The organism is Rhodococcus sp. NPDC078407, from assembly GCF_044542515.1.
GTDB lineage: Bacteria > Actinomycetota > Actinomycetes > Mycobacteriales > Mycobacteriaceae > Rhodococcoides.
Window position 1 is genome coordinate 23,194 of sequence record NZ_JBITUQ010000015.1, and the last position, 20,135, is coordinate 43,328.

19 protein-coding genes and 1 pseudogene are annotated in these 20,135 nt (G+C 64.9%); 12 read left to right on the forward strand and 8 right to left on the reverse strand.

The window, feature by feature from the left end; translation table 11 throughout:
* Positions 1 to 2: 2 nt before the first annotated feature.
* Genes ACIGGF_RS16015 through ACIGGF_RS16030 form a run of 4 tightly spaced genes read left to right on the forward strand, consistent with a single transcriptional unit; the run spans position 3 to position 4,004 of the window.
* Positions 3 to 1,064, forward strand: a complete 1,062-nt coding sequence (locus ACIGGF_RS16015) for a hypothetical protein (RefSeq protein WP_397522226.1) — start codon at positions 3 to 5, stop codon at positions 1,062 to 1,064.
* Positions 1,061 to 2,170 (forward strand): glycosyltransferase family 4 protein, encoded by a 1,110-nt coding sequence (locus ACIGGF_RS16020; protein ID WP_397522227.1) that lies wholly within the window; start codon positions 1,061 to 1,063, stop codon positions 2,168 to 2,170. Before ACIGGF_RS16015 ends, ACIGGF_RS16020 begins: the two co-directional genes overlap by 4 nt.
* Positions 2,167 to 3,171, forward strand: a complete 1,005-nt coding sequence (locus ACIGGF_RS16025; protein WP_397522228.1) for a glycosyltransferase — start codon at positions 2,167 to 2,169, stop codon at positions 3,169 to 3,171. The genes ACIGGF_RS16020 and ACIGGF_RS16025 overlap by 4 nt, the downstream gene beginning before the upstream one ends.
* Complete coding sequence (locus ACIGGF_RS16030; RefSeq protein WP_397522229.1) at positions 3,168 to 4,004, forward strand: glycosyltransferase family 2 protein; 837 nt, start codon at positions 3,168 to 3,170, stop codon at positions 4,002 to 4,004. The genes ACIGGF_RS16025 and ACIGGF_RS16030 overlap by 4 nt, the downstream gene beginning before the upstream one ends.
* A gap of 64 nt (positions 4,005 to 4,068) precedes the next feature.
* Here ACIGGF_RS16030 and ACIGGF_RS16035 read toward each other — a convergent pair whose 3' ends face one another.
* A complete protein-coding gene (locus ACIGGF_RS16035) occupies positions 4,069 to 5,256 on the reverse strand; it encodes an alpha/beta fold hydrolase (protein ID WP_397522230.1) in 1,188 nt (395 codons plus the stop codon).
* A 378-nt stretch (positions 5,257 to 5,634) separates the two neighbouring features.
* On the opposite strand from ACIGGF_RS16035, the gene ACIGGF_RS16040 reads away from it, so the two are divergent.
* Together ACIGGF_RS16040 and ACIGGF_RS16045 are read left to right on the forward strand one after the other, a co-directional pair.
* A complete protein-coding gene (locus tag ACIGGF_RS16040) occupies positions 5,635 to 6,903 on the forward strand; it encodes a PucR family transcriptional regulator (RefSeq protein ID WP_397522231.1) in 1,269 nt (422 codons plus the stop codon).
* Positions 6,900 to 7,628 (forward strand): EAL domain-containing protein, encoded by a 729-nt coding sequence (locus tag ACIGGF_RS16045; RefSeq protein WP_397522232.1) that lies wholly within the window; start codon positions 6,900 to 6,902, stop codon positions 7,626 to 7,628. Before ACIGGF_RS16040 ends, ACIGGF_RS16045 begins: the two co-directional genes overlap by 4 nt.
* 66 nt (positions 7,629 to 7,694) lie before the next feature.
* Here ACIGGF_RS16045 and ACIGGF_RS16050 read toward each other — a convergent pair whose 3' ends face one another.
* On the reverse strand, positions 7,695 to 7,892 hold the full coding sequence (locus ACIGGF_RS16050) for a CsbD family protein (protein WP_397522233.1): 198 nt from the start codon (positions 7,890 to 7,892) through the stop codon (positions 7,695 to 7,697).
* Between the two features lie 127 nt (positions 7,893 to 8,019).
* Here ACIGGF_RS16050 and ACIGGF_RS16055 point away from each other — a divergent pair, with 127 nt between their 5' ends.
* Positions 8,020 to 8,469: a hypothetical protein gene (locus ACIGGF_RS16055; protein WP_397522234.1), complete on the forward strand. Its 450-nt coding sequence runs from the start codon at positions 8,020 to 8,022 to the stop codon at positions 8,467 to 8,469.
* 63 nt (positions 8,470 to 8,532) lie between these two features.
* Here ACIGGF_RS16055 and ACIGGF_RS16060 read toward each other — a convergent pair whose 3' ends face one another.
* The 4 genes from ACIGGF_RS16060 to ACIGGF_RS16075 form a co-directional block, all read right to left on the reverse strand.
* Entirely contained in the window at positions 8,533 to 9,081 is a 549-nt protein-coding gene (locus ACIGGF_RS16060; RefSeq protein ID WP_397522235.1) for a Dps family protein, read from the reverse strand.
* Positions 9,082 to 9,189: 108 nt separating this feature from the next.
* Complete coding sequence (locus ACIGGF_RS16065; protein ID WP_397522236.1) at positions 9,190 to 10,260, reverse strand: TerC family protein; 1,071 nt, start codon at positions 10,258 to 10,260, stop codon at positions 9,190 to 9,192.
* Positions 10,257 to 10,412 (reverse strand): hypothetical protein, encoded by a 156-nt coding sequence (locus ACIGGF_RS16070; RefSeq protein ID WP_397522237.1) that lies wholly within the window; start codon positions 10,410 to 10,412, stop codon positions 10,257 to 10,259. The genes ACIGGF_RS16065 and ACIGGF_RS16070 overlap by 4 nt, the downstream gene beginning before the upstream one ends.
* Positions 10,413 to 10,600: 188 nt before the next feature.
* Positions 10,601 to 11,815, reverse strand: a complete 1,215-nt coding sequence (locus ACIGGF_RS16075; protein ID WP_397522238.1) for a PucR family transcriptional regulator — start codon at positions 11,813 to 11,815, stop codon at positions 10,601 to 10,603.
* Between the two features lie 177 nt (positions 11,816 to 11,992).
* Between ACIGGF_RS16075 and ACIGGF_RS16080 the strand changes: the two are divergent.
* A pseudogene (locus ACIGGF_RS16080) lies at positions 11,993 to 13,434 on the forward strand (amino acid permease).
* A complete protein-coding gene (locus tag ACIGGF_RS16085; protein ID WP_397522239.1) occupies positions 13,431 to 14,330 on the forward strand; it encodes a universal stress protein in 900 nt (299 codons plus the stop codon). The pseudogene ACIGGF_RS16080 and the gene ACIGGF_RS16085 overlap by 4 nt, the downstream one beginning before the upstream one ends.
* Before the next feature lie 4 nt (positions 14,331 to 14,334).
* Here the strand turns inward: ACIGGF_RS16085 and speB are convergent, their stop codons facing one another.
* Complete coding sequence (gene speB / locus ACIGGF_RS16090) at positions 14,335 to 15,294, reverse strand: agmatinase (protein ID WP_397522240.1); 960 nt, start codon at positions 15,292 to 15,294, stop codon at positions 14,335 to 14,337.
* A 117-nt stretch (positions 15,295 to 15,411) separates the two neighbouring features.
* On the opposite strand from speB, the gene ACIGGF_RS16095 reads away from it, so the two are divergent.
* From ACIGGF_RS16095 to ACIGGF_RS16105, 3 genes are read left to right on the forward strand one after another with little or no spacing between them, the layout of a single operon-like run.
* On the forward strand, positions 15,412 to 16,044 hold the full coding sequence (locus tag ACIGGF_RS16095; RefSeq protein WP_397522241.1) for a helix-turn-helix domain-containing protein: 633 nt from the start codon (positions 15,412 to 15,414) through the stop codon (positions 16,042 to 16,044).
* Positions 16,041 to 16,862: a carbon-nitrogen hydrolase family protein gene (locus ACIGGF_RS16100; RefSeq protein ID WP_397522242.1), complete on the forward strand. Its 822-nt coding sequence runs from the start codon at positions 16,041 to 16,043 to the stop codon at positions 16,860 to 16,862. The genes ACIGGF_RS16095 and ACIGGF_RS16100 overlap by 4 nt, the downstream gene beginning before the upstream one ends.
* Positions 16,859 to 18,544, forward strand: a complete 1,686-nt coding sequence (locus tag ACIGGF_RS16105) for a flavin monoamine oxidase family protein (protein WP_397522243.1) — start codon at positions 16,859 to 16,861, stop codon at positions 18,542 to 18,544. Before ACIGGF_RS16100 ends, ACIGGF_RS16105 begins: the two co-directional genes overlap by 4 nt.
* Before the next feature lie 16 nt (positions 18,545 to 18,560).
* Here ACIGGF_RS16105 and ACIGGF_RS16110 read toward each other — a convergent pair whose 3' ends face one another.
* Positions 18,561 to 20,051 (reverse strand): PucR family transcriptional regulator, encoded by a 1,491-nt coding sequence (locus ACIGGF_RS16110; RefSeq protein WP_397522244.1) that lies wholly within the window; start codon positions 20,049 to 20,051, stop codon positions 18,561 to 18,563.
* Positions 20,052 to 20,135 lie beyond the last annotated feature (84 nt).

A 20,135-nucleotide genomic window follows, 5' to 3' on the forward strand; every position in this document is an offset into this window, starting at 1 on the left:
TCATGATTCGTGTTGCCTCGGTTCCGTCCTCCCATGTCTACGTCCAGCATCTGCAGCCGGTGGACGGTCACCGGCCGATCACGTTGCTGCCCGACCCGGCGCCCGCGCGAGTGGATGTGCCCGGTCAGTGGTGGCCGCCCAGGCTGCTCGACGCACAATGGCTCGCCGAGCAGACCGATGTCCGATTCGACGTGCTCCACGTGCATTTCGGGTTCGAGTCCTTCGACCCCGAAGAGCTGGCTCGCACTGTCGAACACCTGCGCATTCACCGGCAGCCGTTGGTTCTGACCGTCCACGATCTGCACAACCCCCACGTTGTCGACAACTCCGAACACGTGCGGCAATTGGACGTGCTGGTTCGCGGAGCCGCTGCGGTGATCACCTTGACCGAGGGGGCGGCTGCCTCGATCCGCGAGCGGTGGGGGGTGACCGCAGTCGTGGTGCCGCATCCGCACGTGGTGCCGCTCGAGCGTATGAAATGCGACCGCCCGCAATCGGACTCGTTCGTCATCGGTGTCCACGCCAAGAATCTGCGGCCCAACATGGACCCGTTGGCGGTGATGGACGCGGTGATCGAGGGCGCCAGGTCACTACCGAACGCGACGGTGCGGTTGGACATCGACGAGGATGTATTCGAGTCCTCGAGCCATTGGTACAACCCCACGGTGGGCGCAAAGCTTCTGGACTACAACACCTTTCCCGGGGTCGACGTCAGGGTGCACGAGCGGTTCGACGACCGCGCGCTCTGGGACTATCTCACCGAGATCGACGTGTCGGTGCTCCCGTATCGATTCGGCACGCACTCGGGTTGGCTGGAGGCCTGCCGAGATCTGGGTACGTCCGTGGTGGCGTCGGACTGTGGTTTCTACGCAGACCAGGCTCCGGTGCACAGCTTCCCGATGGGGATCGACTACTTCGATGCCGACGGTCTCGTTGCGGCCGTGCGGGCATCGCACAACGATCGAACAACCGCACTCGACCCCGGCGTTCGAGCAACACAGAGACGAACGATCGCAGATACCCATGCAGCAATCTATTCAGCAGTGACAGAGGAGAGGCGTTGAACGAGAACCCACTTCGCATCGCGGTGCTGGCGTCATCGAGTTTTCCGGTGGCCCAGCCTTTCGCGGGCGGTCTGGAGGCACATGTCTACAACCTGGTGCGTGCGCTCATCGAGCGCGGACACCAGGTGAGCCTGTTCGCAGCGGACGGCTCGAGCGTCGACCTGGACGCGACGCTACTGCCGGTGCGGACTTTGGATCTGACGCCGATATCACTCGCCGACATCGCGATCGCTCCGACCGCCGTGCGCGAACACCACGCCTACCTGGCGGTGATGTTGGAACTGGCCGGAACGCTTGCCGAGTCGTTCGACATCGTGCACAACCACAGCCTGCACTACATGCCGCTCGCGATGTCCTCCACTCTGCCGGTGCCGATGGTGACCACCCTGCACACACCACCGTTGCCGTTTCTGGAGTCGGCGGTGGCGCTTGCCCCCGCCGGGGCCAACACGTTCGCCGCGGTCAGTGAGTTCGCTGCCTCTCAGTGGGCCGACGTCACCACCGGCACGGTCGTGATTCGCAACGGAATCTCGTTGCACGACTGGCCCTTCGGTAGCGGTGGCGACTACGTGGTGTGGTCCGGTCGCCTCGTTCCCGAAAAAGGGCTCCACCTGGCCATCGCCGCTGCGAAGCTCGCCGGTCGTTCGCTGCGGATCGCGGGTCCGATCAGCAACCTCGAATATTTCCACGGCGTCATCGAACCTCTGCTCGACGACCGGGTTCGCTACGTCGGCCATCTCGACCAACCGGCTCTCGCTGCACTGGTGGGCGGTGCGGAGGTAGCGCTCGTCTCGCCGGTGTGGTCCGAGCCCTACGGTCTGGTGGTCGCGGAAGCGTTGGCATGTGGCACTCCCGTCGCCGCGTTCGCCCGAGGAGGCATTCCGGAGATCGTCGACGCATCGTCGGGAGTCCTCGTGCCGGCCGACGACGTGCAGGGTCTGGCGGCGGCGATACCGCAGGCAGCTCGGCTGAGAAGAAGCGACGTCAGGGCACGCGCCGAAGCGGTGTGCTCGATGGATCGGATGGTCGACGAGTACGAGGCGCTGTACCGCTCGACACTCGATGCGGTCACGCACCCGATGCGCGAGCGTCTCGCGTTCGTATGATCGGCTATTACGCGCACCATCACGGGGTCGGACACGTCACGCGGGCCGACGCGATTGCACGATCGCTGTCCGAACCGATGACCGTACTGTCTTCGCGAATGCGACCGCAGGGGCATGCGGCGGCCGAGTGGCTGTCGCTACCGTTGGACGTGGACGAGTCCACGGACGCCCTCGCACAGGACAGCACGGCGGGAGGCGTGCTGCACTGGGCACCGCACGACGTGGACGGTCTGACCGAGCGGATGGCCAGGATCGCGCAATGGGTGGCGCAGGAGAAACCGTCGGCTGTGGTGGTGGACGTGTCGGTCGAAGTCGCGATGTTCCTGCGTCTCATGGGAGTGCGGGTGATCGTCATGGCAATACCGGGGGAGCGCACGGATCCGATTCACGGCCTCGCCTACCGGGCAGCGACCCATATCGTCGCGCCGTGGTCACGGGAGGTCTACGAGCCGGCCTGGCTACTGCCCTTCGCCGACAAGACGACGTTTTCGGGCTCGATCAGCCGTTTCGCGGGTCGCGAGCGGTCCTCGGAGTCGCCCGAACCGACGGTCGTGGTGTTGGGGGCGGCGGGCGGTACGTCGCTCACCCGGGATCTGGTGGACTCGTGGTCGGCAGTGGACGACCGCTTCGAGTTTCGCGCCCTCGGAGTAGCCGGTGGCGACTGGGTCGACGACGTGTGGCCGGTGCTGTGTTCGGCTGCTCTCGTCGTCACACACGCCGGGCAGAATGCGGTCGCAGACGTCGCTGCATCAGGCGCGCCCGCGATCGTCGTGCCGCAGGACCGGCCTTTCGGTGAGCAGTCGGCCACGGGCCGAGCTCTCGCCGACGGGTCGATCGCCGAGGTGCTCGATGCGTGGCCCTCCGTCGCCCGGTGGCATGCCGCTGCCGACCGCGCTCTCGATCTTGGGGGTGCTCGGTGGTCGGCACTGCGCACAGACGGTGCGCCCGCGCGGGCCGCGCGCGCCATCGAGCAATCCGTACCCGATCGAGTTCGGCAGTGAAGATCGCGGTCGTCACCGTGGTGGCCGGTCGACACGAGCACCTGGGTGCTCAGGTGCGCGGATTGCGAGCCGCCGAGGGGGAACAGGCCGATCACATCGTCGTGTCCATGGGGGACGATGCGATCGCCGACGTACTCACCGAGGCAGGCTCGACCGCCCTGTGTCTCGAGATCCCCGTCGACGGCGCGCTACCGCTTGCCCAGGCGCGCAATCTCGGCGCTACCGCGGCCATCGACCGCGGCGCGGAACTGTTGGTGTTCCTCGACGTCGACTGTATTCCTGGGCCCGACCTGGTCGAGCTGTACGCTCGCGCGGCAGCCGAGTCGAGTAACGAACGGTCGTTGCTCTGTGGCCCGGTGACCTACCTGCAGAAACGACACGTCGGCACTGAGGGCCCGGCGCTGATGTCGTTGACCCGCCCGCATCCGGCGCGCCCGAATCCGCCGACCGGGATCGTCGAACACGGCGACAACTTCGACCTCTTCTGGTCGCTGTCCTTCGCCGTCACCACACGAACCTGGACCGAACTGGACGGTTTCTGCGAGGACTACACCGGTTACGGCGGCGAGGACACCGATTTCGCGGCCACCGCGGAGGCGTCGGGCATGGGGTTGCGGTGGGTGGGCGGGGCGCATGCGTACCACCAGTGGCATCCGGTATCCGATCCTCCGGTGGAGCATCTCGACGACATCGTCGCCAACGCGCGCAGGTTCTTCGATCGGTGGGGTCGTTGGCCGATGGTGGGCTGGCTCGACGCCTTCGCGGCCCGCGGTCTCGTCGAGTTCGGGCACGCCGGGATTCGGCGCACGTCGGTTGCAGTGCCAGAGGCCTGAACAGCAGTGAGGACGGTCGACCGTACGGCCGACCGTCCTCACCGAGCTGGTTACCTGGTACTGATTATCCGCCGGTGATGGGGGAGTTGTATGCACACGGGATCGACTTCGCCGGGAAGCCCTTCGGATCCAGTGCGTTCTTCACGATTCCGATCGCGCGCGGCGAGACCGAGATCGACAGGTGGTCCGACAGGTCGATTCCGCAACCGTCCTGCAGGGTGATGTTCTTGACCGTGGCGCCGGGGCCCGCGGTGAGGAACGTCGTCTTGTACGGGGTGACGACCTCGTCGTACTTGGTGCCGAGCACGGTGTAGTTGATTCCGGGGTCGGTGTCACCGCCGACGGCCAGTGCCTTGACCAACGGGGAGTCGATGACCTGATCCGATGCGGCCGGGCCGGCGATGGCACCGACGACGCCGAGCACGTTCAGTCCCAGGTTGTTGATGGTGCGGCCCAGGGTTCCGATGCCGACGAGGGTGGTGCCGTGGTTCGAGCCCGCGACGCTGACAACCGTGTTGACCTTGTTCTGCGTGGGGTCGGTCAGGTTGGCACCGCCCTCGAAACGAAGGTACTGACGGGTGACGAGTCCACCCTGTGAGTGACCGACGATGTCGACCTGGGCGGAGCCGGTGGCGGCGCGCACAGCATCGATGTACGTGGCGATTTCCTTGGCGCTCGAGGCGACGGAATCCGTGCCGCGCAGCGACTTGATGTTGCCGATGGCGCTGGAGTCGGTGTCACCGTAGTTCAACGCGAAGATGCAGTAGCCCTCCTTCTTCAGAGCGGGCGACATCCGCGCGAAGTTGTTGAAGGCGTTTTCCCAGGTGCCGTGCAACAGGACGACCGGTCGCGGATGCGCTGCCGAGGGCTTGCAGTTCCAGTCGTTGGCACCCTGCGGTGCCACGTCGGGGTTGACGACGCTGTACAGGAAGCCCGCGAGGAAGTTGGTGAATGCCGGTCCGTAACCCTTCGTCTCGGTTCTCGGGTCGTACGTGCTGGTCGCGGGCAGGGCTGAGTCGAGGCTCGGAGGAACGATGCCTTGGTCGGCGGCCTTGGGTGTCGCCTCGGTCGGTGCCGGCGGGATGACGTCGTCGCCCTGGACGGTGGCGGGCGGAGCGGGTTCGGTAGCGGGCTGGGCATGTGCTGCAACACCGGTACCGAGGGTAAGCGAGCACGCCATTGCCGCGATCATTGCAGCGCGCACCGTGGTGGCTTTCCGCGATGCGCGGAAAGTGGACCGAGAAGTGGTCATGGAGCCTGACTTTCGACGAGGGTTGTTGGACAAGTCGGAACAGTAAGCCGGGATTTCGGTCCGTTGTGGCCTCCGGCCTGGCGTTTGGAATCTGCCCGCAACCGCTGCGTCATTTCTGAGAGGGCGTCACAAGTGGCGTGGGGCACCTCGTTTTCACGATGAGCTGCCGGATATATTGCTCAAAACAATCCCTGGGTTTGATTCGTGATCTACGGTTCGTGTGTCGGCTGCTTCTTCGCTCGGTGATCCTGCGCCAGGAATATTCAGCGCCGGGAGCATGAGCAGCGACGCACGAGATCGACGCCGCCGCCAGGTGGGTGCCGAGCCGATACGACAGACAAACCTGGACCAGATTTCGAGTTCGAGGGGTGAAGACGGGTGACCGCGACAGAAAGCGTGCACGTGCCACAGGAGGACTACGTGGGCGGGCGACGTGCATCCGATCGTTTGCGGACGCCGCGGGAGACGGCAGCCCGGATGTTGAATCAGTACATCGGAGAACCCGAAGACACCCCACCACCGCGTGACTGTGCTCGCGGTGAGCTCGACGACATGACGACCACCTGCTGCGAGCTGGCGGCGGGAGTCCTGGAATCGGGTCGCCTCCCGATCGCGGGGGCGATGGATGTCTTCCGCGATGCCGCCACCAGGTGGGCACGAGACGGTGTCCCGCTGGGTCGGATCCAGCACGCCATCAACGAGGGATGCGCCCTGGGATTGCGCACGACGCCCCGGTCGGTCGACCCGAAACCGAACCCGGATGTGGACGCACCGGTGGTCGACGGCACGGTACTGATCCTCGAGTTGCTCGACGCCGTCACCGAATCCGTGTCCGACGCCTACCTCGCGGAGTTCCGCACGCTGACACAGAACGGTCCGCGCCACGACGCCGAACTGCTCGACGCGCTACTGACCGGAGACGGGACTGCCCGCAAGATCGCGGATCGAATGGGAGCATTACTCGCCGAGGACTATCACGTGGTCGCGCTGCACTTCTCGTTCCAGGCAGAGGAAGGAGCGCGCCGAGGCGACGCGAGCATGATTGCCGCTCGCAAACTCCGGCGGATCCATGCTGCTCTGGCAACGTTCGATGCGGACTGCGCGCCTATCGCATCCGTCAGCGCCACCGGCGGAACCGTTCTGCTCCCTGACATACCCGGCCTCGACGTCGACGAACTGGTGGGTCGTTTCGCAGAGGGCGGGCAGATCGCGGTGACCGCGACCACTGCGTCGGCAGCGATCGACGACATCGCAGCAACGGCTCCTCATCTGTACGAACTGCTGAGTCTCGTTCGCCGGCTGCGGTATGCACCCGGCACGTACCGGATCTCGGATCTGGTGTTCGAGTACCAGGTCAGCAGGCCGGGTCTGGGCCGTAAGCACCTCGTGACGTTGATCGATCCGCTGCGAGACTCGGTCGATCTGTTGCCGACGTTGCAGGCCTTCGTCGAATCGGACTCCAACCGGAAGAAGACGGCGACCTGGCTGACTGTTCATCCCAACACCGTCGACTACCGGCTCAAGCGCGTGGAGCAGCTCACCGGACTGGATCCGATGAAGCCCTCGGGACTGCGCCGATTACATGCGGCTCTGATCGCCGACCGTCTGGAAGCACGTCGTGCTCCGGTGGAGGAGCGATTACTGTGACCGTGTCGGACGGCGCAGTCCTGGCAGCATCGGCGGCTCTCGATTCGGTCGAGTCGGTGGCTGCGATGTTCCAGCCTGTCGTCGAACTGTCGACCGGGTCCGTCGTCGGATACGAGGCGTTGGCCAGGTGGCCGTCCCCCAGTCTTGCCGTTCCCGAGGCCGTGTTCGCGCTCGCCCGCGAACGCGGGATGGTGGGCCGCGTCGACGTTGCGTGTCGTGCGGCCGCACTACGAGCGGCGCGTGAGCGCGCATACTCGCGCAGGGTGCGGTTCTTTCTCAACATCGAACCGGGCTGCTTCGTCGACGAACAGGATGTCGACACTCACCTCGATGCGATCGGCGACGACCTCGACGTGGTCCTCGAGATCACCGAGCGCGATCTCGATCGAAACGTACCGATGCTGATGGCGTTGGTTCGCGGTGCTCGCGCGCGCGGGATGTCGGTGGCGATGGACGACGTGGGAGCGACCCCGGCGACGCTCGGTCTGTTGGCTGCGGTCGGGCCGGATATCGTCAAGCTCGACGCTTCGATCGTGCGGTCACCGTACCGATCGCGTGCCGCCGTACGAAAAGTGCGCGAGTATCTGCACACGAGCGACGCCATTCTGCTGGCCGAAGGAATCGAAACTCGTCGGCATCTGCGTCGCGCCATTGCTCTGGGTGCGACGCTGGGACAAGGCTGGTTGTTCGGCCGGCCCATGCCGCTGCCGAATCCGCCGATCTGACGCAGCGGTCCCGGAACACACGAAACCCCGCACCCATGAGATGCGGGGTTTCGGTGTGCGAACCGATCAGTTCGTGAACTTGTTCTTGACGTCGCTGGCGGCGTCCGAGACGTCGTCGCCTACCTGCTTCGTCTTGCCCGAGGCCTGATCTCCGGCACCGTCGGCTGCAAGATCGTCGTTGTCGGTCTTCTGGCCGACCTTTTCCTTGGCTTCACCCACCAGCTCTTCGGCCTTGTGCTTTGCCTTGTCGATGAAATCAGCCATCTGAACTCCTCGAAATAGATTGTCTTCCAGTCCGTAGGTAGCCATACCCGAGATCGGCGGCGGTAATCCGCGTGTGGGTCGGATTGTGCAGACGGGATCCGGGTAAGCCTCGGCTATGGATTCAGAAATGCAGCGCAGACCCGGACACGAGACACCCTCACCTGCGCATCGACGCCCCAGCGGTGTGGACGACGCAACGGTGGCCGCGGTGGGAAAGATGTCCGAGGCGCTCGAATGCGTCGAGCGAGCGCGTGGACATCTCTATTCGTTCCATCAGCTGATGGGGCACTCCGATCTACTGCTGGGCGAAGCCGTCGACGCACTGGCCGACGCAGACCACAAGAAGATCGCGCAGAGAATCGACGACGACATGATCGGTAGGAACATCGCGCCAGGACGATGGACGTTCCAGCTCGTCGAGGAATTCGACGACGGCTACTGGAGTCCGCTGCGTGAGCACGAGCGTGCGGTGCGAGACGAACTGCTCGAGGGCCGCCGTCACGTATTCGAGGCAGAGATGAAGGAACAGCGCCGCACCCACGGCCGCCCCGGTCACGAGGCAAAGCCGGCCGACTGACGACAATTCGAAAAAGCAGCGACCCCGCCGATAAGGCGGGGTCGCTGCTGTCGAACGAGGTTTCTAGCCTGCTTGCTGCGCGGCACTTACCTCGGTGGAGGCGTCTGCGGTGGACAGCTGACCGCCGGAGTTCTCCAGGTGTGCGCGCACGAACCAGTGGAACAGCTCGAGCTGTGCGCTCTGACCGATGAGCATGTCCTCGGTGACGGGGTCGATGTCGCCGACCTCGTCGATGTTCTTACGAGTGGTCTCGATGACCCCGGTATAGACCAGGTCGAGCGCTCCGAGATGCTCGATGGCAGTTGCGCGACCGATCGAGTAGTCGTCCCAGCTGCGCTCGGAGACGATGGTCCCCGGCGTGCCCTTGGCCGACGAGCCGAGAGTTGCGATGCGCTCGGCGACCTCGTCGGCGAAACCGCGGACCGCTTCGACCTGTGGGTCCAGCATTTCGTGGACAGAGATGAAGTTGGGTCCGACGACGTTCCAGTGAATGTGCTTGAGCGTCAGGTGCAGATCGTTGTACGCGTTCAATCGATCTTGCAGAATTGCGGCGACGCGCGCGCCCTTTTCCGAGGTGAGTCCGGGAACGGTGTACGAGTTCTTTTCAGCCATGATCACTGTTTGCCCCAACGCTCCCGGATACAAACATGCCCCGCCGAACGGGTCGGCGGGGCATGGTCGTGCGGTGTCGGAACTTGTCGAGACCAGAGCTTGTCGAGACTAGGGCTTGTCGAGTCTCGATGTGCCGGTACCCGACGGTCCCGTCGACGAGGTGCCGGCGGTGGACGTTCCGTCTGTCGGATCGACGATCGGGCTGTCGGCAGCGACTTCTTCGATCACGTCGGCACTGTCGTCTTCCTCGGGTGGATTCTTCAGGCTCAAGATGATCGAGCCTGCCAGGACCACGATGATGACCACCAGGCTGACCAGCGAGGGGATCTCGGGGATCGACGTACTGATCACCTTGTGTCCGGCCTGCAGAATCAGCTTGACGCCGATGAAGGCGAGGATGATCGCCAGTCCCTTGGACAGGTAGTGGAACTTCTCGAGCAGCCCCGCGAGCAGGAAGTACAGGGCGCGAAGGCCGAGGATGGCGAACGCGTTCGAGGAGTAGACGATGAACGGGTCGTCGGTCACCGCCAAAACAGCAGGAACGCTGTCGACGGCGAACACCAGGTCGGCGGCCTCGATGGCCACGACGACGGCGAGCAGTGGCGTGGCCACCCGCTTGCCGGCTTCCTTGACGAAGAACTTGGTGCCGGAGTACTCGTCCTGCACCGGGACGATCTTCTTGAGCATGCGCACCGCGATGGAGGTGCCGGGATCGTACGACTCCTCCTCGTCCTTCATCAGCTTGTAGGCGCTGTAGAGCAGGATAGCTGCGAAGACGAACAGCACGGCGGCGAACTTGCTGACGATCGCCACACCGGCGGCCAGGAAGATGGCGCGGAAGACCAGCGCGCCGATCACGCCGAAGAACAGCACGCGGTGCTGGTACTCACGGGGAACCTTGAAGTAGCCGAAGATCAGTGCGAAGACGAACAGGTTGTCGACGGACAGACTCTTCTCGAGCAACCACGCGGTGGTGTATTCGACGCCGGCCGTCGTACCGAGCGTGAAGAAGACGACGATGCCGAAGATGATGGCCACGCCGACCCACAGCGCACTCCACCATGCAGCCTCCTTGAAGCCGATGATGTGCGCGCCGCGGTGCGCGAGCAGGTCGATCGCCAAGAGGATGAGGACGACGGCACCGAAGGCCGCCCACGCCCACCACGGAACGACGTTCATGAACGACCACCCTTACCCGTGAACTTGCTGCCGAGTTGCTTCAACTTCGCCTGGTTCTCGGGCTTGCTTGCATACCGACGTGCTTGATCGACCATTTTCTTGCCCTGTGGGCTGCGAGCGAATGCGGTCAACTTCTGTGTCAACGACGACATCTGTCACATGCTCCTTACGCTCTCGTCTGTGTGATCCGGTGGTGCGCGACCGTCGTGGGTCGTCATGCGGGTTGTGCTTTCGCAACTACTCCAGTGTGACTGTTCAGTTTCGTGCAGGCACGGTTGGTTTGCGGACATGTTTCGCCGGAACCGATTGCCGGGTTCCGGCAAAAACTCTCAGCCAGGCGTCACGAAGGCCGGTGACTGTTCGGCCAATCGAGCAAAACCGCGCCGAGCACGGCCGTGTGCAGCGCGAATGCTTCGACGGGGTTGCCCACATCCTGACCGGTCAAATCATGTATTCGCGACAATCTGTACGTGACCGCCCTCACCGACAGGTGCATGCGTCGCGCGGTTGACGCAGAATTCGCGCCGGTGTCGAAGTACACCTGCAGCGTCTCCAGCAACGGTCCTGCGCCGCCGCGGGCAGCCAACAACGGAGTCAGCAAGGTGTCGACCAGATCGGCGATGGCGGCCCGATCACTGATAAGAACGCGATAGACGAGCAGGTCGCGGGCATCGACGACAGGAGCGTCCAGTCCGAGTGCGGAGGCCAGCTCGAGAGCGTCGAGCGCCTCACGATAGGACGCCGCAACGCCCGCAGCTCCGCCGCGCGGCCGACCGACGCCGATCTGCGTCCTGCCGTACTCGCCGTCGCGATGGAGATCCACCGATGCGCTCGCCGGGTGCGCCGACCCACCCAGAACTCGGCCGGCCCGGGTGAGAACGTGCTCGACGGCCTCGCCGTCGGGTGCAGGGAAGACCAGAATCAACCGGCCCTGCTTGGTGGCGACGAGCAACTCGGCATCACCCTTGCTGCCCTGCACGCTGCGCTCGACCAGCCCGATCGCCGAACTCTCGTCGGTGAACGGCTTGCTGGACGCGACCACCGCTACCGCGTGTGGACCGGACAGGTCCAACCCGAATGTCTGGGCACGTCCGAGTACCCCGGCGACGTCGGACGTTCCGGAGAGCAGGTCGTCGACGAACTCACGCCGGGCGAGTACCTCGGCACGGACGAGCGTGCGACGGGCGAGTTGGTAACCCTCGGCGAGTTCGGCCACCGCGTCGTCGACGGCCCGCAGCATCACTTCGCCTGCCGTGACGACACCGGCGGGATCGTCGGCAGCCGCCTGCACCGCGGGCAGCTCTCGCCACAGTCGCCATGCAGAGGACAGGTACAGATCGAGCAGCACACGCAATGCGACTCCGGCGCGCGCGGCGGCATCACCCTGCACCCGGAAGGCACGCAGCTGTTGCCGTCTGAGCGGGACGCCTGCGTTCACCGCGTCGGTGAGGACCTCGAGAAAGTCGCCGAGGAACACGACGTCGAGGCCGCCGGCGTCCGATGCAGCCAGCGCAGCGACCGAGTCGAGCGGTGCCTCGTCCTCCGGTGTTGCCATGCGTTCGCTCGTCTCCCATCCGATCGAAGGTCAATGGTAGGCATCGCCGTGGCAGCACCGAACGAGTCGGTACGCGAATCGGGACATGTCGCGGCGTGTTCGAGGTGCGAGAAGACACCGTCCGGTAGCAGAATCAGCCGATACGCACGTTCGCCTCCACGGTGGGAGAGCCGGCCCATGACTTCGTCGAACAGACCCGCATCGAGTCTTCGATCCCAACTGCTGCGCAAGAAGCCGATCGTGGCCCCCGAACAGCACGACAGCGGCGGGCTGGAACGCACTATCGGCACCTTCCAGCTGACGATGTTCGGCGTCGGTGCCACCATCGGTACCGGCATCTTCTTCGTGCTGTCGCTCGCTGTCCCCGAGGCCGGCCCCGCGGTGGTGCTGTCATTTCTTGCGGCCGGTATCGCGGCCGGGCTCGCGGCCATCTGCTACGCCGAGATGGCCTCGGCCGTGCCGGTCTCCGGTTCCACCTACTCCTATGCGTACGTCACCATGGGTGAGGTGGTCGCGATGGGGGTTGCGGCCTGTCTGTTGCTCGAATACGGAGTGTCGAGCGCTGCCGTTGCCGTCGGCTGGAGTGGGTACCTCAACGAGCTGCTCGACAACCTCTTCGGTTTCTCGATCCCGCATGCGCTGTCCGCTGCGCCCGGTGACGCCGATCCCGGTGTGATGAATCTGCCCGCCGTGGTGCTCATCGTGCTGTGTGCGATCCTGCTGATTCGCGGCGCGAGTGAGTCCGCAGTCGTCAATGCCGTCATGGTCGTCATCAAACTCGGCGTGCTCGCGCTGTTCGCGATCGTCGGGTTCACCGCGTTCGACTCCGGCAACTTCTCGGACTTCATGCCGCTCGGGGCAGCAGGTGTGACAGCGGCTGCCGGCACGATCTTCTTCTCGTTCATCGGACTCGACGCGGTGTCCACTGCGGGCGACGAAGTGAAAGATCCGCAGAAGACGATGCCCCGAGCCATCATCGCGGCGCTGATCGTCGTGATCGTCTTCTACCTCGTGGTGGCTGTCGCTGCGCTCGGTACTCAGCCGTGGACCGCATTCGCCGGGCAGGAGGAGGCCGGCTTGGCCGAGATTCTTCGCAACGTCACCGGACAAGCCTGGCCGGCAACGATTCTGGCCGCCGGCGCAGTGATCTCGATCTTCTCGTGACCCTGGTGACGATGTACGGGCAGACTCGCATTCTCTTCGCCATGGGCCGAGACGGCATGCTGCCCAAAGCCTTCGCCACCGTCAGCCCACGCACGCACACCCCGGTCAACAACACGATCGTGGTCGCGGTGATCATCTCGATACTGGCTGCGTTCATTCCGCTGGACAAACTGGCCGACCTGGTCTCGATCGGCACCCTCGTCGCGTTCATCGTGGTATCGATCGGCGTGATCGTGCTTCGGCGCTCCATGCCCGATCTCGAACGACCGTTCAAGGTTCCCGGATACCCGGTGACTCCCGTGTTGTCGGTTCTCGCCTGCCTCTACATTCTCTCCGGTCTGCACTGGACGACGTGGTTCTGGTTCGGGCTGTGGCTGGCAGTGGTACTGGCGTTCTACTACTTCTGGGGTCGACATCACTCGACGCTGCGCGGGACGGAACAGGACGCGCGATGAGCGTCCTGATCGCCTTCGCTCCCGGCAAGGGCAGCGTGGGTGCCCTCGATCTCGGCACCCAGCTCGCTCGATCGCTGAACACCGAGATCGATGTGGCGACAGTGGTACCCAAGCCGTGGTCGACGCCGTCGATGGCCCGGGTGGATGCGGAGTTCGCGAACTGGGCGACGGCCACCGCCGCGGAGTCGGAGGCGAAGGCGCGCCACTATCTGCAGGAGAGAGCGCCGGACATCGCCGCATCCTTCCATCGGCTCGCGCACAGATCGGTGTCGACGGCGCTGACCGAAGCGGCCGACACCACCGGGGCCGCGGTACTGGTTCTCGGGTCCTCCGGGGACGGTGCCCTCGGGCAAGTGGTCGTGGGATCCACCGCAGACAAACTTCTGCATTCATCACCGGTGACGGTGGCGTTGTCCCCACGCGGCTACCGCATGCGTGACCGCGCGACGCTGACGCGCATCACCTGTGCGTTCTCCGGCGACAGTGAGGCCTCGCGAGTGGTGGGACCCACTGCCGAGCTGGCCCGGGGAGCGGCCGTCCCACTGCGATTGGCGTCGTTCGTCGTGCGCGGAGCGACGATGTACCCGCCCGAGATCGGACTGCGAGCCGAGGACGAGGTTGCAGCCGAACTCGCCCGGGGGTTGAGTGAGGCGTTGACCGCGGCGGTGGACGACGCTGTTGCGGTGGGAATGCCGGCCGAGCAGGTGACCACAGAGTTGGCCTCGGCCGGCAGTTGGCGCGAAGCCCTCGACGAGCTGCACTGGCAGGAGGGGGAAGTGCTGACCATCGGATCGTCCGGACCGTTGGGGCCCATCGCGCGAGTGTTCCTGGGTTCTCGGGCAACGAAGATCATCCGTCATTCACCGGTGCCGATCCTGGTGTTGCCGCGGCGGTGACGTCCTATCGGTTGAGCGCCAGCACCGAGAGCAGTTCGTAGGCCACATGAGCCGCGGCGATTCCGGTGATCTCGGCGTGGTCGTAGGCGGGCGCGACCTCGACGATGTCGGCACCCACCACGTTCAGCCCGACGAGCCCGCGCAACGTGTTCAACAATTCGCGAGAGGTCATGCCTCCCGCCTCGGGAGTGCCGGTGCCCGGAGCGTGGGCCGGGTCGAGAACATCGATGTCGACCGAGACGTAGACCGGTCCACCGTCGAGGCGACGACGCATGCGTTCGACGATGCTTGCCACACCGTCGACCTCGTAGTCGTCGGAGCGAATGATCTGGAAGCCGAGTACCTTGTCGTCCTCGAGATCCTGCTCGCTGTACAGCGGGCCGCGGATGCCGATGTGCTGTGAGCGTTCGAGGTCGATGAGACCTTCTTCGCTGGCCCGCCGAAACGGTGTTCCGTGAGTGTAGGGAGCGCCGAAATACGTGTCCCAGGTGTCGAGGTGAGCATCGAAGTGCAGCACCGCTACCGGCCCGTGGTCACGCGCGAGCGAACGCAGAATCGGCAGTGCGATGGTGTGGTCACCGCCGAGGGTGAGAACCGACGAGCCGTCGGCCCGTAGGTCTGTCACCGCGTCGTGCACCGTGGTCAGGGCCTCGGTGATGTCGAACGGATTGACTCCGATATCGCCGAAGTCCGCCACCTGTTGGCGGGCGAAGGGTGACACCTTCAGCGCTGGGTTGTAGGGCCGCAACAGTTTCGAGGCCGCCCGTACATGCCCCGGGCCGAAACGTGCACCGGGGCGATAGCTCACGCCGGAATCGAACGGCACACCGAGGATGGTGACGTCCGCGCGGGACACCTCGTCGAGACGAGGGAGCCGCGCGAAGGTGGTCGGCTCGGCGTATCGGGGGACCTTGGTGGCGTCGACCGGACCGATCGGTGGGTGCTCGGGATCGCTCGGGTTCATCGAGAATTCCTTCCGAATGTCGAGGAGTCCGGTGACTGTTGGGTCGACCAGTTCGCCCGGCAAGCGTTACTCTGATGCACGATCTTGTCAACACGAGTTTCCTGAGAGGCGAGAGCAGTGTCCCTGGCTACATCGGTCTTCAGCGATGCACCGCGTATCGGCGCACGGCTCAAGGAAGCGCGGCAGAAGAAGCGGCTGACCCTGGACGCGCTCGCCGACACCTGCGGGGTGACCAAGGGGTACCTCTCCAAGCTCGAGCGCGATCAGGTGAACGCTTCGGTTGCGTCGTTGGTGCGGGTCTGTGCTGCGCTCGACGTACCGGTGGGCTCCCTGTTCGACGACGCCCCGGCCGGTGAGATAGTGCGGGCACAATCGTTGCCGCGCATCATCTTCGGTGGCGAGGCAATGACCGAGTATCTGTTGACTCCGGTGGGGGAGCGGCGAGTACAGGTGCTGCTGGGGGACATCGAGGAAGGCGGCGGGAGCGGCGCGGAGGCGTACACCCTGCCGTTGGACGTCACGTTCGTGCACGTGTTGTCCGGGGAAATTCGAGTGACCTTCGAGGCCGACCCCGAGGGCGGCTTCGGCGGTGACGACGTCGTGCTCGGCGCAGGCGACGCGTTCACGTTCTCGCCCAGGCGACCGCACAGCTTTCGCAGTGAGAGCAGCGGCGGCGCTCAGGTGTTGTGGGTACTGGCCCCGGCGTTGCCCGAGGACTTACCGGTCGAAGAACAGGGGTGTTCCTCGTGAGCGTCACCGCGGCGCTGTTCCAGGGGCCGGAACACTCCGGCGCCGTCGAGAGCAACCTCTCGGCGATCGACGCCGCTGCCGCGAGTGCGGCCGAGGCAGGGGCGTCCATCCTGGTGACGCCGGAGATGTCGGCGAGTGGCTACGACATCGGAGATCTCGTGCAGGAGCGAGCGGAGCCGTTCGACGGCCCGATCTTCGAGCGCGTCGCCGCGATCGCTCGATCTCGACATGTCGCAATCGTGTACGGATATCCCGAGACCAGCGGCGCGTCGGTGTTCAATTCGGTCCAGGTGGTCGACGCATCCGGGCTCTCGATCGCGCGCTACCGCAAGACCCACCTGTTCGGTGAACTCGACCGTACGCACTTCGCGCCCGGTCCGGAACTGTTGGTGCAGTTCGACTTCGGTGGTCTTCGCTGCGGCCTGCTCACCTGCTACGACGTCGAGTTTCCCGAAACCGTGCGCGCACACGCCGATGCCGGCACGCAGTGGCTGATCGTCCCCACCGGTCTGATGACGCCGTTCGAGATCATCGCCACCCACGTCGTTCCGACACGTGCGTACGAGAGCCAACTGTTCATCACCTACGTCAATCGCTGCGGTACCGAGGCGAGTCTGACGTACTGCGGGCTCAGTTGTGCGGTGGCACCGGGAGGCTCCGACATCGCACGCTTCGGCGCGGACGAACAACTGGCGACGGTGAAGTTGGACCCGGCCGAGCTCGCGCGGTCACGCGCCGTCAACACCCACCTGGCCGACCGTCGTACCGACCTCTATCCCACAGGACCCTCGCGGGTCGAGCAGGAGACCGACCGATGACCACACCCGTCACCCCGGACAGTGCGATCGAATCCGAGGACGCACAGCCGCTGACGATGTTCGGCCCGGACTTCCCGTTCGCGTACGACGACTACCTCGCGCACCCCGCAGGCCTGGGCAGCGTCCCCGACGCGGCCCTCGGTACCCGGGTCGCGGTGATCGGCGGTGGATTGGCAGGCATGGTCGTTGCCCACGAACTGCTGCGGCTCGGGCTCGAACCCGTTGTGTACGAATCGGATCGAATCGGCGGACGGATGCGATCGGTACCTTTCGACGGCTACCCGGGTGTGGTGGCCGAGATGGGTGCGATGCGGTTTCCGCCGTCCTCGACCGCTCTGTTCCACTATCTCGACGCCGTCGGGCTCGACACCACACCGTTTCCGAACCCACTGGCCGAGGTGACTCCCAGTACGGTGATCGACCTCAAGGGTGAGAGTCATTATGCGCGCAAGCTCGACGACCTACCGCCGATCTTCGCCGAGGTGGCGCAGGCGTGGAACAGGACACTCGAGGAGCACGCCGAACTGATCCCGCTGCAACGCGCCGTTCGCAGACGCGACGTGGCCGAGATCAAGCGCATCTGGAACGAGCTGATCGTGAAGTTCGACGATCAGACCTTCTACGGATTTCTCGCAGCGTCCGAGCACTTCTCGTCGTTCCGAATGCGTGAGCTGTTCGGCCAGGTCGGTTTCGGAACAGGCGGCTGGGACACCGACTACCCCAACTCCATCCTCGAAATTCTTCGCGTGGTCATCACCGCGGCAGACGACCACCACCGCGGAATCGTCGGAGGCTCACAGCAATTGCCGATGCGGTTGTGGAACGATTCGCCCGCGAACATGGCGCATTGGCCCGCGGGAACGTCGGTGGCCTCCCTGAACGGCGGTACCACGATGTCGCGCGTCACCGAGATCAGGCGCACCGACGGCGGCACCACGATCCACGACGACCGCGGCAACATCCGCACCTACGCGGCCGCCGTCGTGACTGCGCAGAGCTGGATGTTGCTCAGCAACATCAGATGCGACGACGATCTGTTTCCCATCGATCACTGGACGGCCATCGAGCGCACGCACTACATGGGATCGACCAAAGTGTTCGCGCTCGTGGACCGTCCGTTCTGGAAGGACAAGGATCCGGTCACCGGACGAGACCTGGTGAGTATGACGCTCACCGACCGCATGAGTCGCGGCACCTATCTCCTCGATCAAGGCGAGGGCAAGCCGGGACTGATCTGTCTGTCCTACACCTGGTCCGACGATTCGCTCAAGCTCCTGGCCCTCGACCCGACCGAGCGCATGAACATCATTCTGCGGTCACTCGAAGAGATCTATCCAGGTGTCGACTTCCGCAGTCACATCATCTCGACCCCGGTGACGCTGTCGTGGGAGACCGAACGCGATTTCATGGGCGCGTTCAAGGCGAATCTGCCGGGGCACTACAGGTATCAGGAAAGATTGTTCACCCACTTCGTGCAGGACGAGCTCGACCCCCGGCACCGGGGGATCTTCCTGGCCGGCGACGACATCTCGTGGACTGCGGGGTGGGCAGAGGGCGCGATCCACACGGCCCTCAACGCGGTGTGGGGCGTCGTGCACCACCTGGGCGGCGCATCGGCAGAGGGCAATCCGGGACCGGGCGACGTCTTCGATGCCATCGCCCCACTCCGATTGGGCGACTGACCCTTCGGGGTTTCGCTCACGCTGCGAGAAGGGAGAGCAGCAACTCCGCGCGCACTCTCGCCGACGTCAGATCCACCGCGAGCAGTTCCTCGCAGCGCGTGATGCGGTTTCGAAGCGTGTGACGATGAACCGACAGCTGGGCGGCAGCGGTTTCCCAATGTCCGTTCGCCTCGAGGAAGGCCCTGAGCGACGCCACCAGATCGGCGGTGTGGATGCGGTCGTACTCGGCCAGGACGGCGATGGTCACCGCGGCCATGGCGCGCAACGACTCCTGTACCGGTTCCGATGCCAGCAGCATCGACCCGGTGAATTCGACGACGCGGTCGTGGGATCCGGCAGCCGCACACGCGAGGGAGGCCTGTCGCAGCGCCGCCGGGGACTCGGTGATGTGCAGACGCGAGCTCAGGCCGGCACACGTGGATCGAGGTAGCGAATCCATCAGGCGGGTCAGGAAGGTGGCGTCGTCCGAGCCGCGCAGCAAGAGTGCACAACCGGTGTCGGTCGTCCGGGCGAAGGTGGGCCGCACTCGAACCCGACATTCGGCATCGACTGCTTCGACGATGCGCCCGGGCAGTCCGCGGAACACCGCAACGCGAATGTGTGCATCGTCGTCGGCAGCATCGCTGAGATAGCTGGGTACGTCTGCGTCGTCGTGGATCGACAGATGCCCGTCGAGCAGCAGACCGAGGGCCACCGTGTTGAGCCTGGACTGTTCGGCTCGCAGGCGCGCCGGCTTCTCGAGTTCGAGTGTGATCAGTGAGACGGCGTGCCCGAGCAGTATCTGCTCCACGCCGGTCATCGGTCCGGCGGTCCGGATGGCCAGGAACGTCGGTGCGCTGCCGGTGATCGGCACGGAATGCAGGCTCACCGTTCGCCCCGGTTCACTCACCGAGACCGTGGCCGGCGACGCCGACGGGCGGATGCTGTGGGCGATGTCGCGGGCCTGCTCTACGAGGTCGGATGCGTCGGTCGGGTGGAACGCATCCGTGCGGCGGCCGATCAAAGCCACCGATGTCGATGTGGCAACGGCGAGTTCGCGGACTATCGCGTCGACGCCACCGTGCAGGGCTGCCCGGGTGATGCGGTTCTGTACAGCCGCCGCGCGAACGACCTCCTCGTACTCCTGTTCCGAGATTCGCTTCATGACAGCACGAATGACTGCAGCGAACGGTGTGTCGTACGGAACCTCCACGACCGGAAGGCCGACGTCATTTGCTGCGTCGAGAAGGTGAGGGGGAATCACGCTGTGCGACAGTCCGATTCCGAATCCGAGGCAGGCGACGCCCGCGGTCGCCAGGGTGCGGACATAGGTGCCGAGCGCGGGACCGTCGGAGTCGAAGCCCAGCCCGGTCGTCAGAATCAATTCGCCACCCGAAAGCCACGGGCTGGGATCGGTGAGCTCGGTCGCCTGCGCGAAGGTGATGGACGCAGAACTGCGTTCGGGTCCGCCGCGATGACTCAGTCGAAGATGTCGCTGCCGCAGCAGCCAGGACATGTGCACACTCACACGTTGCACTGTAATCCCCGGGTGGCCGAAACGGCGTGCAATCGCTTCTCGAGATGGACGAAAAGGCAGCAGACCCAGGGGCCG

Bases quoted from the DNA above. Each gene is read 5' to 3' on its own strand.
- ACIGGF_RS16050 (WP_397522233.1), bottom strand. From the start codon at position 7,892: ATGGCTGATTTCATCGACAAGGCAAAGCACAAGGCCGAAGAGCTGGTG.
- ACIGGF_RS16015 (WP_397522226.1), top strand. From the start codon at position 3: ATGATTCGTGTTGCCTCGGTTCCGTCCTCCCATGTCTACGTCCAGCAT.
- ACIGGF_RS16025 (WP_397522228.1), top strand. From the start codon at position 2,167: ATGATCGGCTATTACGCGCACCATCACGGGGTCGGACACGTCACGCGG.
- ACIGGF_RS16035 (WP_397522230.1), bottom strand. From the start codon at position 5,256: ATGACCACTTCTCGGTCCACTTTCCGCGCATCGCGGAAAGCCACCACG.
- ACIGGF_RS16055 (WP_397522234.1), top strand. From the start codon at position 8,020: ATGCAGCGCAGACCCGGACACGAGACACCCTCACCTGCGCATCGACGC.
- ACIGGF_RS16065 (WP_397522236.1), bottom strand. From the start codon at position 10,260: ATGAACGTCGTTCCGTGGTGGGCGTGGGCGGCCTTCGGTGCCGTCGTC.
- ACIGGF_RS16085 (WP_397522239.1), top strand. From the start codon at position 13,431: ATGAGCGTCCTGATCGCCTTCGCTCCCGGCAAGGGCAGCGTGGGTGCC.
- speB (WP_397522240.1), bottom strand. From the start codon at position 15,294: ATGAACCCGAGCGATCCCGAGCACCCACCGATCGGTCCGGTCGACGCC.
- ACIGGF_RS16075 (WP_397522238.1), bottom strand. From the start codon at position 11,815: ATGGCAACACCGGAGGACGAGGCACCGCTCGACTCGGTCGCTGCGCTG.
- ACIGGF_RS16060 (WP_397522235.1), bottom strand. From the start codon at position 9,081: ATGGCTGAAAAGAACTCGTACACCGTTCCCGGACTCACCTCGGAAAAG.
- ACIGGF_RS16105 (WP_397522243.1), top strand. From the start codon at position 16,859: ATGACCACACCCGTCACCCCGGACAGTGCGATCGAATCCGAGGACGCA.
- ACIGGF_RS16070 (WP_397522237.1), bottom strand. From the start codon at position 10,412: ATGTCGTCGTTGACACAGAAGTTGACCGCATTCGCTCGCAGCCCACAG.